The sequence below is a fragment of the Limnospira indica PCC 8005 genome (genome assembly GCF_000973065.1).
GTDB classification, from domain to species: domain Bacteria; phylum Cyanobacteriota; class Cyanobacteriia; order Cyanobacteriales; family Microcoleaceae; genus Limnospira; species Limnospira fusiformis.
In genome coordinates this window covers 1,858,953-1,872,604 of sequence record NZ_FO818640.1, presented here as the reverse complement: position 1 = coordinate 1,872,604, position 13,652 = coordinate 1,858,953, and the positions used below count along the sequence as shown (strand labels likewise).

The following is a 13,652-nucleotide window of genomic DNA, read 5'->3' as shown; positions in this document are numbered from 1 at the left end:
GTTATTGAGGCTGAATGCTATGGCGGATAGCTCTAAATCCAAACCACAAGACGATAAAACTCCCATTGAGGATAAAAAGTCTGCTACTAAAGCAGATACTACTCCAGCTAAATCCTCTACTCCCAAAGATCACGAACCTGTGGTTGAGGCTAAACCTGCTGCTAAAACCCCAGAACCCAAACCAGAACCCAAACCAGAACCCAAACCAGAACCCAAACCAGAACCTGTGGCTGCTAAACCCCCAGAACCAAAACCAGAACCAAAACCAGAACCCAAAGCCGAACCGAAACCAGAACCTGTGGCTGCTAAACCCCCAGAACCAAAACCAGAACCCAAAGCCGAACCGAAACCAGAACCTGTGGCTGCTAAACCCCCAGAACCGAAACCGGAACCAAAACCGGAACCAAAACCGGAACCAAAACCGGAACCTGTAGCCGCTGCTCAACCTGCTGCTATAACTACCGAACCCACACTTGAGGGGGGTGTAGATATGCCGGAAGTAGATGTAACAGCGATTAAAGAAAAAGTCCTGGACTTTTTCTCGAATTTACCAGAAAACTTTAGTAAGTTTTTCAGTGAATACTACCGTCCGCTAACAACTGTAATTCTGATTATTGTGTTGTTTGTAACCCTGCGGGTGTTAGTTGGGGTGATTGATATTATTAATCAAATCCCCCTAGTTAAACCCAGTTTAGAAATCGTGGGAATTGGATTCTCTGGATGGTTTGTCTATCGCTATTTACTGCGGAGCGAAACTCGGGAAGAACTGGTTAATAAGTGGCGCGAGTTTAAGAAAGATGTGTTTGGGGAAAATTAATACTGTTTAGAGTGACTATTTATCAGGATAATTATTGCTAAAAAATATTGGCATTTATTTACTGGTAAAAATGTTAATTGCCGCTCTAATTACACAACGTCAAACATGGTAAATATCAAGTCCGTTTAATCAGTCAATAACACCTAGCTAAAACGGACTTGATACAACTAGAAGTTAGGTAACTTCCGTATATTATGATTCCCCTGTCTTCAACATAAGACAGGGGATTGTTGTAATCGGGATAGCTATTAATCAGCTATTATTCATGATTCTGTAAGTCTCAAATAGCGCTACCAGACCTTCCCCAGGGCCATGGGGATGATAGCCGGATAATTAAAAGCTAATTATAACTATAATATAGTTATCTCAAATTGTGTGATATAAGGAGACAGACTGATGGAAATTGAGCCAACCAAAAGCATAATATTTAGCTCAATCGTGGCAGTTGTTGGGTTATTTGTCAATAGTTCAGGGGTGGCTTATTCTCAGGGTTCTAACCCAACCGTAATGTTTGAAAACGTGACGCTATCACCGAATTTTGAACCAGATCCAATGATTCTTAGGGGACTGAGTGGGGGTCCGGTGAGGAGTCAAGATATTGCGGGTAGAGAGGAAACGCCAACGGGTCCCTGTATCGGTTATGTGGATCAAAAGCCAGACCATACCCTGGTTTTAACTGAGTTTTTTAACCATCTGAGTCTGACGGTTCAAAGCAATGAAGACACGGTAATTGTGGTTAGGGGACCGGGGGGGAGTTGGTGTAATGATGACTTAATTGGTATGAACCCAGGAATTATCGGTCAGTGGTTATCTGGTAGGTATGAAATTTGGGTGGGTTCCTATGAACCTAATAGCTATCACCCATATATAATTGAAATTACTGCTAGGAGGTCTTCTGAGAATTGATCATGATGACCATTGACGCAGTGGATTGATTGGCGATATAGTATCTAATTTTAGGGACCACCGGAACCGGGGTAAAATTCGGATGCGGGTTTAATTTCGGTAACAATAGGTCGCGGATAGGTTCCTGATATTTGCAGTTGATGTTTGGATTTTCTGGCGATTTGTTCCTGTTGGGAATTATGATAAAAAATTGCTGATCGGTATTGTTCACCTCGGTCAGGACCTTGGCGGTTTAGGGAGGTGGGGTCATGAATTTGCCAAAAGACTTCTAATAGTTGTTCGTAGGAAACTACATCAGGATTATATTGAAGCTGTACGACTTCTGCATGACCCGTAATTCTAGCGGCTACGTCTAAATAAGATGGGTGGGGAAAATGTCCCCCCATATATCCGGTGACGGTTTCTATCACGCCGTTGATCTGACTAAATTTGTCGGCGACTCCCCAAAAGCATCCGGCTGCAAAGGTTGCGGTTTCTATCATATTGATGATCAGGGTTTATGGGAATTATGTATTTTGATTATATATCTGATTATATATCTGATTATATAAGTGTTCAGGTAGCTAAATTTGAAAAATTTTGGCGATCGCCTACTCAAAACATCGCCCAACCCGCTACAACAAGATAAGAGAGTTTAATAATTTGAATCCTAATGACAACTTATTTAGTTACGGGTGCTACCGGAGGAATTGGCTTAGAATTTTGTCGTCAATTATGCGATCGCCAAGAAACTGTGATTGCAGTCTGTCGCCATTCTAGCGCCGAATTAGAACAATTAGGGGTGCGAGTCGAGTCGGGGTGTGATCTCACCTCCCCAGAAGCCGTCAGTAAGTTAGCCTCCAATTTAAAAGGTACCACTATTGATGTACTGATTAACAACGCGGGTATTTTAAAGCGTAACACCCTGGAAAACCTGGATTTTGATAGTATCCGCCAACAGTTTGAAGTCAACGCCTTGGGACCCTTGAGAGTCACTCAGGCTTTACTCCCTCACCTCCAGTCTGGCTCAAAAATTGCTATAATCACCAGTCGCATGGGTTCTATTGGTGACAATACCTCTGGGAGTTCCTATGGTTATCGAATGTCTAAAGTAGCCGTAAGTATGGCGGGAAAATCTCTCTCCCATGACTTAAAACCCCGAGGAATTTCTGTAGGTATTTTACACCCAGGCTTAGTCAGAACCCGCATGACTAACTTTACAGGGATTACTCCCACCGAGTCAGTACAGGGACTATTAGCCAGAATTGCTCAACTCAACTTAGATAATACTGGCACATTTTGGCACGCTAATGGTGAGGTACTTCCCTGGTAATCTGTAGGGTAGTTTAATCAGGTAATATTAATGGCTAATCATACTTAATATTACTATCATCAATTTCCGATTCTTGATCAGCTAGGGGTAGCAGAATTTCTACGGTAGTTCCTTGGTTTCTTCCGGGACTGTTTAAATAAATGCTACCCCCCATCATTTCCACCAAATTTTTAGATATCATTAAACCGAGTCCCGTACTTCCTTGAGGATTAGTGTTAGACTCATTTTCTACTTGAAATGCCTCAAAAAGTCGGTGTTGATTTTTCGGCTCAATACCAATTCCGGTATCTTGAACAGTGATAACTGCCATAGTGATTGGGGAGTCGCTGGGATTAGATTTCACCTGTCGCAGTTGAGTAATAATCGTAATATTACCACGGTCTGTAAATTTAATGGCATTACCAATCACATTAATCAAAACTTGTTTTAATTTGTTGGGGTCGGCTTTAATTTTAATTCCTTGAAAAAAATCTTGTCGGTAAAGCTGTAGATTTTTCTTGCGAAAATTGCCGAACTGCAAATAAATAGCAGCGGTTAGAGATGCGTGCAAATCAATAGGCTTTAACTCAATTGAGACTTTCCCCGCTTCAATTTTTGCCAAATCCAAAACCTGATTAATGAGGTTAATTAAATGCAGAGAAGACTGATAGGCTTGTTGCAGCAGTTCGGTTTCTTCGTCACTGTTATCATATAACTCATCCAGTAACAGTTGCAGAGAACAGATAATGCCATTGAGAGGTGTTCGCAGTTCATGGGATGTTTGCCTCAGAAATTCATCTTTGCGGAGATTAGTATTGTTAAGGCGGATATTTTCCAGTTCAAGATTATTGAATTTTTGGGTTAAATTCTGCAAACTTTTTTCTAGCTGAGTTTGTTGTAAATGCCAAGAATCGCGCAGGTCTTGAATATGATTCTCTAAATCCTGTTTCTCTTGATGCCACTTTTGTTGTTTTTGGTAACTATGCCAAGCTATTCCAGCAGCTCCTAACACGGAAATAAAGCTAATCACAAAAGGCAGCAGATTATGACTCGATAAAAAATAAACAGAGCCATATAATAAAGAAATAACTGTCATCAGACCAAGAGTAGTAATTGTCAGACCAGACCTTGATAATATATTTTGTGTGAGCTTTTTCGGCATCAGTGCTACCCACCAACTCACCACCTGAGTGGTGCCCTTTAGTAAAAATTTACTGTGCTTCTATTCTAGGTGACAAATTCCCGGTTGTCGGTAAATTTAAAGATTGACTAAAATATAGCAAACGTTACTGATTAGGTAGAACCATGAAAGCAGTTTGGCTGGAACATCAGCAACTGGAACTCCGCACCGACATACCCACGCCTACACCGAGTCCAGGAGAGGCATTAGTGCGAGTCCTGCGAGCCGGGATTTGCAACACTGACCTGGAATTACTTAGGGGATATTATCCCTACCAAGGCATTCCGGGCCATGAATTTGTCGGTGTGGTGGAACAAGGTCCCCCTAATCTTCTGGGACGGCGGGTGGTGGGAGAAATTAACGCCGCCTGTGGGAAATGTAGATTTTGCCTGACTCAACAACCCACCCACTGCGAAAATCGCACTGTTCTAGGTATAGTTAACCGTAATGGTGCATTCGCTGATTATCTCACGCTTCCAGTGCAAAATTTGCATTTAGTTCCCCATAGTGTTTCTACGGACGCGGCGACTTTCACGGAACCCATTGCGGCGGCGCTGGAAATTCAGCAACAGCTATCTATTCACCCGGAATGGCGGGTTTTAGTGGTCGGAGATGGCAAACTAGGACAACTAATCGCTCAAACTTTGGCTTTAACGGGTTGTGATTTGTTGGCTGTAGGTCGTCATCGCGACAAGTTACAATTATTAGAAAATAGGGGTATTAAAACGGGATTTGCTGATGCTGTAGTTGACAGGAGTTTTGATTTGGCGGTAGAATGTACTGGCAATCCTGAAGGATTTACGATCGCCCGTCGGAGTTTGCGATCGCGTGGTATTCTGGTCTTAAAAAGCACATATACGGGAAATTTGACTATTGATGTATCTTCTCTGGTGGTAGATGAGATTACTTTGCTAGGTTCCCGCTGCGGTCCTTTCGTTCCGGCTTTGCAACTCTTGGCAGAATTTCGGGTTGATGTGGAACCTTTGATTCAGGCTAAATATTCCTTAGATGATGCGATCGCTGCCTTTAACCATGCTCAAAAGCGGGGAACTTTAAAAGTTTTGGTTGATGTAGCAGGGTCTTGATCTTCTACGTTATTTGGATTCGTAGTCGGGACAGTCGATCGCTTTTTCGGAAAGGGCTATAGTTGGTTGGACGGGACATTTAAGGCGATAATCTCCGGTAAAAAAGCTACAGTTAGCACAGGGGATTTGATGCATGATTTTAGCTCTTTTGATGGTCTGGGCGATCGCTGCTCCGACATTCCAAATCGTGAGGAACATCAACCCCCAAGCGACGACAAAGCATATAGGAACTAAAAAAGGTTCAATAGCCTGAATGAGAAACTGTAAAAATCTCAACACGGTCAATACCTTCTGCTATAAGAATCTGTGAATGAATTAGGGTGAGTTTACCAGTGCTGAGAGTTTCGCGCTTTGAGTAGTTATTAGCTCAACTCAAATCAACCACTGGTACTCCCTTATAGGCGAAGCTGACTAAGCCTATCATGGGAGTATGATGGGAAGTTTATATGATAGCATATCATGGAATTATATCATAGCCCGCAGTGATTGTCTAGGTTTCTAGGGAGAATTCAAGCGATGGTGTAGTGTTCGCAGTTGACTGAGACGTTCTTGGGTGATCATTTCTAAAGCCTTATGCCAATTTTCTTGAGTGAGAGTAGGGGGAGATTCTGAAGCTAAGGTAATATTCCCCGGAACCGAAGGCACTAAGGCGCTATATTCAGGGGGGGAAGAGGGTTCTGTTGATTCTCGGCATTTTTTCCAGGCGAGGAATTGCACAAACGCCTCAAGTTCTTTAATTTCCGGTTCAGACATTTGTTGAATGGTGGCAATAGTTTCGGGCTGTAAGTGTAGAATATTCATGCTATCCAATAAAATCATCAAATTCTTGTCGTAAACGATAAATTACCGTCTCGCGATCGCACTGATTAATAATCTCTTGAATGACGGTATCAATACCATATTCCCCCCAAGTGCAACCCTGTTCTAAGTAAACCTGGGCGGCGCGACCGACAACATAAGTACCATAACCAGCGATCGCAGCTTGAGTAATAGCGGCTCCTGCATAGCCGGGAAAATTAGCCACTCCTACCGCGCCAGTTTTGCCGATTCCTAGGAGTAAACCACTACCGATTTCACCCAATAAAATCGCCCCAGAGCTGGCCAAAATTTGCCGCCATAATTTCCCCGCCTCATAACTGGTAATAGGCAACCCATACAACTTAGCCAAGGCGCGAATTAACAGCAAATCGGCGAAAAAAGCGCCCGCGACATCTAAAAAGGCGACGGGATTGATAGCGACGGCTATGGCTTTATATTGGGTAAACTTCCAGATTAAATCTTCGGCTTCGGCACGGTGTAAACGAACAGTCTGGCGTGCGATCGCCCGGTCAGCTTCCCGGGCTTGAACCAAAGCATTTAAAGCCAAAAGCGATCGCCCTTCCCGATAAACAATAGTAGCGATCGCCCGCTGTAACTCTTGAATTTGAGGCGGTGGCGACTCCCATTCCTGAGTAGTGCGGCCATTTGGCCATTCTACCCGCACCTGTAGGGGGGTAGGTTCAGCAGCGACCCGGACAATTTCTATAGAGGAGGGAACCATAGCCGAACCCCTCACGGCCAACTTTTCCAAATTCCGATAAATCGCCTCCTGTTCAGATTCTGGGTAAAGGTCAATCTTGTTAAATACGATAATCAAAGGTTTTTGGGTACGTTTTAACTCTGCGATCGCCTCATACTCCGTGCGGGTCAAATCCCCGGACACCACAAACAGAATCAAATCCGCCTGACGGCTAACCTCCCGCGCCATTTCACCCCGAATCTGGCCCGCGACTTCATCAAGTCCAGGGGTATCGATTAACTCCACATCAATGGGTTCTACTTCCCGTATTTCTTCCGGTCTCACCGTCCAGCGCACAGACCGCGGCCATTGCGTGACCCCGTGAGTTGGTCCAGTTTGTAGGACTCGCTGACCCAACAAAGCATTCAAAACCGCCGACTTTCCACGACTAACCAAACCAAAAGCGGCGATCCGAATTAACCCCTGGTCTAGTTTTTCCAAATTAGCAGCCAGAGTATCAAGCTGTTCCTGTACTGTAGCTTGTAGTTGGCTACCCCGTGGGTCTGGTTGGCGGCGCATTTGACCATAACGCTTTAACGCCTGCTGTAAACTGCTGCGCGCACGTTGGAAATGGGCGGTGGATGGGTCAGATCGAGACATTAGGCGAGAATCTCCTCTAGGGCTGGTTTCACCGTAGAATATTGATATGGAAAATTGTAGGATTGGGGGCGTAATGGTAACACCTGTTGGCCTTCTAATACTACGATAGCAGCATCTCCTAATAGCATTTCCAGAGCAAAACTAGGCACAGGCAACCAGGAAGGACGATTCATAATTTGACCCATTTGTTGGCATAGTTCGTTCATGCGGATCGGGTTAGGGGCGGTAGCATTAAGAACCCCCTCAACTTGGGGATTTTCTAAGCTGAAGCGAATTAGATTAACTAAATCGCTAATATGAATCCAGGAAAACCACTGTTTACCGCTGCCCAGGGGTCCCCCGGCAAATAGTTTAAAGGGGGTGAGCATTTTGCCCAAAGCACCTCCCATACCGAGTACAATACCAAATCGTAGGATCACTAAACGGATATCACTGTTTTTCACCGGGGCGGCGGCTGCTTCCCACTGCTGACAGAGGTTGGCTAGGAAATCGTTTCCTGGGGGGCTGCTTTCGTCAAAGGTGGCTGTTTCACTGGTTCCGTAGTAGCCTATGGCGGAGGTACTGACTAAAACTTGAGGTTTAGGGGTGGCTTTGGTGCAAGCCAAGACAAGTTTTTCGGTTTGGATAACTCGACTTTGGTATAGTTCCTGTTTCCGGGCTTCTGTCCAACGTTCATCGGCTATGGGGGCTCCGGCTAGGTTGACTACACCATCACAGCCTGCGATCGCATCTTCCCATGAACCTGACTCGGTGGGAGTATAGCCCACAATCTCTAGTTGGGGGTAGTTGGCTACGGGAAACACCCGCCGCCCTCTGTCCGGGTTACGGGTAAGCACGATAATTTGATAACCTAGGGAGTGGAGTTGTTGGACCAGATGTGAACCCACAAATCCGGTGGCTCCTGTAATTGCTACTTTCATGAACTCAACTAATAATTAATAATTAATAATTTTTAACTGCCAAGTGTCAACTGTCAACTGTCAACTATCAACTTTGAACATGACCTTAAAAAAGTCTAAACTGATTATGGCTACTGTGGCGATCGCCTTTACGGGGACGGTGGCGGCGTTGCTTTATCTGCGAACCCTGCGAGTAAGGGTTTATAGCCCAGAAGACAGCGTTCGATTGGTTCCTGAAAATGCACTCATGGCGGTTTTTGTTACCCCTAATCCATCGGCACTCTATTATTTAAGACAATTTGGTAATCAGCAGAGTAGGTATCATATAAATCAGTTTTTGTCAAGTATTAAACAACAGAGTTTAGCCGGAACTTCCCTAAATTTTGACCGAGATATTAAACCTTGGCTAGGGGGAATTTTAGTGAGTGTGTTGCCCTCAGAAAAGTCGGAAGATGCTGATATACTCATGATATTAGCTATTAAAAATAATTGGCGGGCTAACCAGTTTATGAGTCGGCTAAATGCGGAAGTCAGTGTGTCAGGAAAACCGCCACAATACCGGGGTATTACTATTTATGAATATGGGGAGGATAGTGGTAAAATATACCATATAGCTAGAGTGGGCGATCGCCTGTTAGTAGCAGCTAGTCCCGAACCCATCCAAAAAGCGATCGACACGAGTTTTGGAGAACCTAACTTAGCCCAATTGTGGAAAGGTATAAACGCAGCCGAAACCGCCAATCAAGCCACAACTGATATTAGTTATCCCTTGTCCGCAGCACCATTTCCTACCGAATCCCACATGGTTCCCATGCCCTTAATCACTATTTTTGTGGCAGACTATAACCTATTTTTAGACAAATTATCCGAGTTTTCCGACTCGTCTTGGGAATCTTGGAGTCGGGTATCTAAATTAGCCCCAATTAAATCTGCCATGGTGAGTTTAGGGGTAGAACCAACAGGATTTAGGATTAGAGGGATAATGCAGCAGAGGCGATCGCCAACCCCCGTTAACTCCTCCCCCCAAGTAGGTCAAATTCTTTCCAGATTTCCCTCAGAAACTGTTGCTATGGTGAATAGTCAGGGAATTAATGCACTGTGGTTAAAATTGGTTGACCAAAGCCAAATTGATCCCAGTATTCAAGACATGGTAAAACAGATAAGGTATGGATTGGCCGCTATTGAACTTGATGCAGATGAGGAAGTATTTGGTTGGATGGATGGAGAATTCGCCCTGGCGGCGATCGCCTCCGAAAAAGGGATTCTCGCCCCCCTGGGATTAGGCGGCGCATTGGTCTTAGAAACCAGTAATCAGGCGATCGCCCAAAACACCTTAGACCAACTTGATGAGATTATCGCCCAAAGTAATCCCCCCGTTAACGTCGAACAGCGAACCATTGAAGGGATCGAAGTAACCGAATGGAATGACCCCCAACAAGGAACTCTGTTCGGACATGGATGGCTAACCCCTAATCTCCTATTTGTCGCCTTTGGTGGTCCTGTCGTTGAAGCCATGACTCAGGTTCCTAATCCATCCCTAACAGAAACAACCCGATTTCAGAAAATTACCAAATCTTTACCAGAACCATTACACAGTTATGTTTACTTAGATATGGAAAACCTACTGTCCTGGGCGACAAGCTACCTTCTAGCTGCGCCTGCTGTCGCCCTACCAAGGAGAACCATTAGCCTACTTAACTCAGTCCAAGGAGTTGGTATCAGTACCACTCAACCAACCGATGATCATATCGCTATTGAGGTACTTCTGACCCTAAAACCTAGAAGATACTGAGATGAAGATAGTTGAATTTATTTCCTCAAAATGAGCTGAAAATTATGCGGATCCTAATTTATTCCTACAACTACTATCCTGAACCCATTGGTATTGCTCCCTTAATGACTGAACTGGCTGAAGGTTTAGTTAAACGGGGTCATCAAGTGCGGGTAGTTACCGGAATGCCTAATTATCCAGAACGTCGCGTTTATCCAGAATATCAGGGTAAATTTTATCTGACTGAACAGAGAAATGGCGTAGAAATTCAGCGGAGTTTTATTTGGATTAAAGGACCTAAACCAGGCTTAAAAGCTAGGTTGATGTTAGATGGGAGTTTTATTACTACCAGTATTGTACAAGCATTTAAAGGCTGGAAACCTGACGTGATTTTTGCCACAATTCCCCCGTTACTTGTATCTTTGCCTGTGGCTGTATATGCGAACATTAGACGCTGCCCGGTCGTGTTAAATCTTCAGGATATGGTCTCGGAAGCAGCCATGCGGGTTAAGTTGGTTGAGGGGGATAGCTTCGTGTTGAAGACCGCCCGCAAAGTCGAAGAATTAAGTTATAAAAATGTGAGTCGAGTTAGTGTAATCGCTGAGGGATTTAGGGATAATTTATTACGGCAAGGTGTCCCCGCCGATAAAATTGCCTATATTCCTAATTGGGTGGATACCAAGTTTATTCATCCTTTGCCTAAAGAAAACAACCCCTTTAGGCAAGCCCACGGATTAACCGATAAATTCGTGGTGCTTTATTCTGGCAATATTGCCCTAACTCAAGGGATGGATACTGTGATTAAAGCAGCCGCTAAACTTCAGCATATTAGTGACATTGCTTTTGTGATTGTAGGGGAGTCTAAGGCTTTGGCAAATCTCCAAGAGTTATGTAAGGTTCATCAGGCAGATAATGTGTTATTACGACCCTTTGAACCCCGGGAAAAATTGCCGGAAATGTTGGCGGCGGCTGATGTGGGTTTGGTGGTGCAAAAACGAGATGTCACGGCGTTTAATCTACCTTCAAAAATTCCCGTGATTTTGGCTAGTGGTAGGGCGATCGTGGCATCGGTTCCAGATACTGGGACGGCTAAGGTGGCTGTCATCAAAAGCGGCGGCGGGGTGGTGGTTCCCCCGGAAGATCCCCAGGCTATGGCTGATGCGGTCTTGAAATTATATGGCGATCGCCACTTAGTCGAGGCCTTGGGTAAGCAGGGCCGTAAGTTCGCCGAGGAAGAATTTAGCTTTGATTTAGCTTTGAGTAAATATGAAGCCCTATTTACCGAGGTCAGCAACTCTCGTTAACAGCTAACACCGGATACCTGCACACCGGATCTTCATTCGAGTTGTTAGAATGATCGCATCCGTCCAACCTGTCACTAATGGGGGAATTTTATCGCTTAATGTTTAATAATAGCCATAGTCAATATGCACCAGATGGGTCTACTACCCTTACGGGTCGGGTTGATGACCCCACCCTAGCTACAGCGATCGCGGCGGCGATCGCTGCTGATGATCGCAAAGCCGACAACATTACACTGCTGAAAGTTACTGAAGTTTCCTACTTAGCAGACTACTTTCTGATTGTCACCGGGTTCTCAAATACTCAGGTTAGGGCCATTCATCAAGCCATTATCCAGAAAGTAGAAGAGGAAAACCAGCGACAACCGCTGCGAATTGATGGTCAAAGCGAAGGTTCTTGGATAGTGGTAGACTATGGTGATGTCATGATCCATATTTTGCTACCAGAGGAACGAGAGTTCTATAATTTAGAAGCCTTCTGGGGTCATGCTGAAAAAATTAGCTGGTCTGCACTGACTTAAACCCTAAGCCCTAAAAATACTTATGAGAAAGGTTTCTGTTTCAGTCTGCCCCGTCCCCCCAGAACAACTTCCCATCAATGAATATCAGGAACTCCAAGAATCTTGGTTTTTTAGTTGGGTAACATTACCATGGCCGAAATATCTGGGCAAGTTAGCAACTGTGTGGCTATGGTCCAGTGTAATTTTTGCCCCCGTCGCGGCTGCTAGTTTTGCCCCCCAACGGAGTCCTGTCCATTTTATTTTGAGTGCGGGCGCAGGTTCCACTCTGTTTCTGGCCTTGGTTTTGCTGCGGTTGTATTTGGGATGGTGGTATATCCGATCGCGTTTAATTAGTCCAACGGTTTTTTATGAGGAGTCGGGATGGTATGACGGTCAAACTTGGGTAAAAACTCCTGAATTTATCACCCAAGACCGGTTAATTATTACCCATCAGGTGCAACCCCTCCTATACCGACTTCAACAAACCTGCTATGGTTTAGGGTTGGTTGTGGCTATGGGAGGGATGATTTGGATCGGCATTTAAAATTATTATTGATTCGGAAAATATGACAAGGGGAAAACGTACACACACAGCGGAATTGGAAGTTAAATTGTTGCGCGAGGGGATTACAGAAGCCGTCCATCGCATTCAAGCCGCCGTTTGTGATAACCGGGGTAAACTTCTGTTTCTGGCTGGTAGTCCAGACACTTCTACTTTTGTTCGGTCGGCTTTGAAGCCCTTTCAGGCTTTGGCAATTACTACCACTGGCACTTTAGAACGTTATGATTTGACTGACCGTGATTTGGCGATCGTTTGTAGTTCCCATCACGGACAGATTGAACAGGCTAGACAAGCCTTTAATATTCTGTGGCGCTGTGATATTGACCCTTCTCATCTACAATGCCCTATTCCTCAAGGTAAACGTAGCCCCCTTGAACATGGTTGTTCTGGGAAACACGCCGGAATGCTGGCCGTCTGTCGTCAACGTCACTGGCCTTTGGAGACCTATCTACAGCGTAAACACCCCGTGCAACAATTGATTATCTCCAAGCTGGGAGAACTTTTGGGTATTCCCGGAGATGAGTTTGTCGGCGCTAGGGATGATTGCGGAGCCCCAACTTATCAGATGGAATTGTCTCAGATCGCGACTTTATATGCTCAGTTGGCTTCCGGTGATAATTTGGACATGGAACGCATTGTCCGATCTATGACCCATCACCCCGAGTTTGTCGCCTGTGAGGGACATTTTGATACCGAATTGATGCGATTAACACAAGGGGAACTCATCAGTAAGTCTGGGGCTGAGGGAGTCCAGTGCGTGGGTCGGGTCGGTGAAGGTATGGGATTGGCGATTAAGGTTATGGATGGGGCGAATCGTGCTAAATATGCGATCGCTATTCATCTACTCACTCAGATGGGTTGGATTACTCCCACAATGGCTGAAAACCTCGCTGATAAGTTCATGAGTCTCAATAATTTTAAGCGCTTAGAGGTTAGCGGAGAATTAATTATGATTTAGGGGTTGCAATTTCTCCGCTGTTGGTTTATACTGTATTCATACAGCGCGGGGTAGAGCAGTCTGGTAGCTCGTCGGGCTCATAACCCGAAGGTCAGTGGTTCAAATCCGCTCCCCGCTATTAAACCGAAAACGTTGATATATCTACTGTGGCGGGAGTTGCCTATAATGGTTATCCTACCTAATTACTCAGATATTACTCATAAGCTAGTCCTAACACAGGAAAA

At 44.8% G+C, this 13,652-nt stretch carries 15 protein-coding genes and 1 tRNA gene; 10 read left to right on the top strand and 6 right to left on the bottom strand.

Annotated features, from left to right (window positions below; genetic code table 11):
• The first annotated feature begins 19 nt into the window (after positions 1-19).
• Both XZ46_RS08260 and XZ46_RS08255 read left to right on the top strand, forming a co-directional pair.
• Complete coding sequence (locus tag XZ46_RS08260) at positions 20-817, top strand: CAAD domain-containing protein (protein WP_008049578.1); 798 nt, start codon at positions 20-22, stop codon at positions 815-817.
• A gap of 396 nt (positions 818-1,213) precedes the next feature.
• A complete protein-coding gene (locus XZ46_RS08255) occupies positions 1,214-1,723 on the top strand; it encodes a hypothetical protein (RefSeq protein ID WP_006669927.1) in 510 nt (169 codons plus the stop codon).
• A gap of 50 nt (positions 1,724-1,773) precedes the next feature.
• Here XZ46_RS08255 and msrA read toward each other — a convergent pair whose 3' ends face one another.
• The gene (gene msrA / locus XZ46_RS08250; RefSeq protein ID WP_006620508.1) at positions 1,774-2,205 is read right to left on the bottom strand and encodes a peptide-methionine (S)-S-oxide reductase MsrA; all 432 of its coding nucleotides are present in this window, start codon (positions 2,203-2,205) and stop codon (positions 1,774-1,776) included.
• Positions 2,206-2,375: 170 nt separating this feature from the next.
• Between msrA and XZ46_RS08245 the strand changes: the two genes are divergently transcribed.
• On the top strand, positions 2,376-3,035 hold the full coding sequence (locus tag XZ46_RS08245) for an SDR family oxidoreductase (protein WP_008049575.1): 660 nt from the start codon (positions 2,376-2,378) through the stop codon (positions 3,033-3,035).
• Between the two features lie 34 nt (positions 3,036-3,069).
• Here the strand turns inward: XZ46_RS08245 and XZ46_RS08240 are convergent, their stop codons facing one another.
• Positions 3,070-4,176 carry a sensor histidine kinase gene (locus tag XZ46_RS08240; RefSeq protein WP_228116511.1) on the bottom strand — a complete coding sequence of 369 codons (1,107 nt, stop codon included), beginning with the start codon at positions 4,174-4,176 and terminating at the stop codon, positions 3,070-3,072.
• Positions 4,177-4,319: 143 nt separating this feature from the next.
• Between XZ46_RS08240 and XZ46_RS08235 the strand changes: the two genes are divergently transcribed.
• Entirely contained in the window at positions 4,320-5,279 is a 960-nt protein-coding gene (locus XZ46_RS08235) for an MDR/zinc-dependent alcohol dehydrogenase-like family protein (RefSeq protein ID WP_006620512.1), read from the top strand.
• Between the two features lie 9 nt (positions 5,280-5,288).
• Here the strand turns inward: XZ46_RS08235 and XZ46_RS08230 are convergent, their stop codons facing one another.
• From XZ46_RS08230 to thyD, 4 genes are all read right to left on the bottom strand, one after another.
• Positions 5,289-5,558 (bottom strand): hypothetical protein, encoded by a 270-nt coding sequence (locus tag XZ46_RS08230; protein ID WP_006620513.1) that lies wholly within the window; start codon positions 5,556-5,558, stop codon positions 5,289-5,291.
• 219 nt (positions 5,559-5,777) lie between these two features.
• Positions 5,778-6,080, bottom strand: a complete 303-nt coding sequence (locus tag XZ46_RS08225; protein WP_006620514.1) for a hypothetical protein — start codon at positions 6,078-6,080, stop codon at positions 5,778-5,780.
• A 1-nt stretch (position 6,081) separates the two neighbouring features.
• Entirely contained in the window at positions 6,082-7,437 is a 1,356-nt protein-coding gene (locus XZ46_RS08220) for a GTP-binding protein (protein ID WP_006620515.1), read from the bottom strand.
• Positions 7,437-8,357, bottom strand: a complete 921-nt coding sequence (gene thyD, locus XZ46_RS08215; protein WP_008049569.1) for a thylakoid membrane protein ThyD — start codon at positions 8,355-8,357, stop codon at positions 7,437-7,439. Before thyD ends, XZ46_RS08220 begins: the two co-directional genes overlap by 1 nt.
• 79 nt (positions 8,358-8,436) lie before the next feature.
• On the opposite strand from thyD, the gene XZ46_RS08210 reads away from it, so the two are divergent.
• The 6 genes from XZ46_RS08210 (at position 8,437) to XZ46_RS08185 (ending at position 13,546) form a co-directional block, all read left to right on the top strand.
• Positions 8,437-10,128, top strand: coding sequence for a DUF3352 domain-containing protein (locus tag XZ46_RS08210; RefSeq protein ID WP_008049568.1), 1,692 nt, complete (start codon positions 8,437-8,439; stop codon positions 10,126-10,128).
• Between the two features lie 44 nt (positions 10,129-10,172).
• Complete coding sequence (locus tag XZ46_RS08205) at positions 10,173-11,411, top strand: glycosyltransferase family 4 protein (RefSeq protein WP_006669932.1); 1,239 nt, start codon at positions 10,173-10,175, stop codon at positions 11,409-11,411.
• A gap of 77 nt (positions 11,412-11,488) precedes the next feature.
• Positions 11,489-11,929, top strand: coding sequence for a ribosome silencing factor (gene rsfS, locus XZ46_RS08200; RefSeq protein WP_006620519.1), 441 nt, complete (start codon positions 11,489-11,491; stop codon positions 11,927-11,929).
• Between the two features lie 22 nt (positions 11,930-11,951).
• Positions 11,952-12,452: a CGLD27 family protein gene (locus tag XZ46_RS08195; RefSeq protein WP_006620520.1), complete on the top strand. Its 501-nt coding sequence runs from the start codon at positions 11,952-11,954 to the stop codon at positions 12,450-12,452.
• 22 nt (positions 12,453-12,474) lie between these two features.
• On the top strand, positions 12,475-13,428 hold the full coding sequence (locus XZ46_RS08190; protein WP_006669933.1) for an asparaginase: 954 nt from the start codon (positions 12,475-12,477) through the stop codon (positions 13,426-13,428).
• Between the two features lie 44 nt (positions 13,429-13,472).
• A tRNA-Met gene (locus XZ46_RS08185) sits at positions 13,473-13,546 on the top strand.
• The last annotated feature ends 106 nt before the right edge of the window (positions 13,547-13,652 follow it).

Bases quoted from the DNA above. Each gene is read 5' to 3' on its own strand.
- XZ46_RS08260 (WP_008049578.1), top strand. From the start codon at position 20: ATGGCGGATAGCTCTAAATCCAAACCACAAGACGATAAAACTCCCATT.
- XZ46_RS08255 (WP_006669927.1), top strand. From the start codon at position 1,214: ATGGAAATTGAGCCAACCAAAAGCATAATATTTAGCTCAATCGTGGCA.
- msrA (WP_006620508.1), bottom strand. From the start codon at position 2,205: ATGATAGAAACCGCAACCTTTGCAGCCGGATGCTTTTGGGGAGTCGCC.
- XZ46_RS08245 (WP_008049575.1), top strand. From the start codon at position 2,376: ATGACAACTTATTTAGTTACGGGTGCTACCGGAGGAATTGGCTTAGAA.
- XZ46_RS08240 (WP_228116511.1), bottom strand. From the start codon at position 4,176: ATGCCGAAAAAGCTCACACAAAATATATTATCAAGGTCTGGTCTGACA.
- XZ46_RS08235 (WP_006620512.1), top strand. From the start codon at position 4,320: ATGAAAGCAGTTTGGCTGGAACATCAGCAACTGGAACTCCGCACCGAC.
- XZ46_RS08225 (WP_006620514.1), bottom strand. From the start codon at position 6,080: ATGAATATTCTACACTTACAGCCCGAAACTATTGCCACCATTCAACAA.
- XZ46_RS08220 (WP_006620515.1), bottom strand. From the start codon at position 7,437: ATGTCTCGATCTGACCCATCCACCGCCCATTTCCAACGTGCGCGCAGC.
- thyD (WP_008049569.1), bottom strand. From the start codon at position 8,357: ATGAAAGTAGCAATTACAGGAGCCACCGGATTTGTGGGTTCACATCTG.
- XZ46_RS08210 (WP_008049568.1), top strand. From the start codon at position 8,437: ATGACCTTAAAAAAGTCTAAACTGATTATGGCTACTGTGGCGATCGCC.
- XZ46_RS08205 (WP_006669932.1), top strand. From the start codon at position 10,173: ATGCGGATCCTAATTTATTCCTACAACTACTATCCTGAACCCATTGGT.
- rsfS (WP_006620519.1), top strand. From the start codon at position 11,489: ATGGGGGAATTTTATCGCTTAATGTTTAATAATAGCCATAGTCAATAT.
- XZ46_RS08195 (WP_006620520.1), top strand. From the start codon at position 11,952: ATGAGAAAGGTTTCTGTTTCAGTCTGCCCCGTCCCCCCAGAACAACTT.
- XZ46_RS08190 (WP_006669933.1), top strand. From the start codon at position 12,475: ATGACAAGGGGAAAACGTACACACACAGCGGAATTGGAAGTTAAATTG.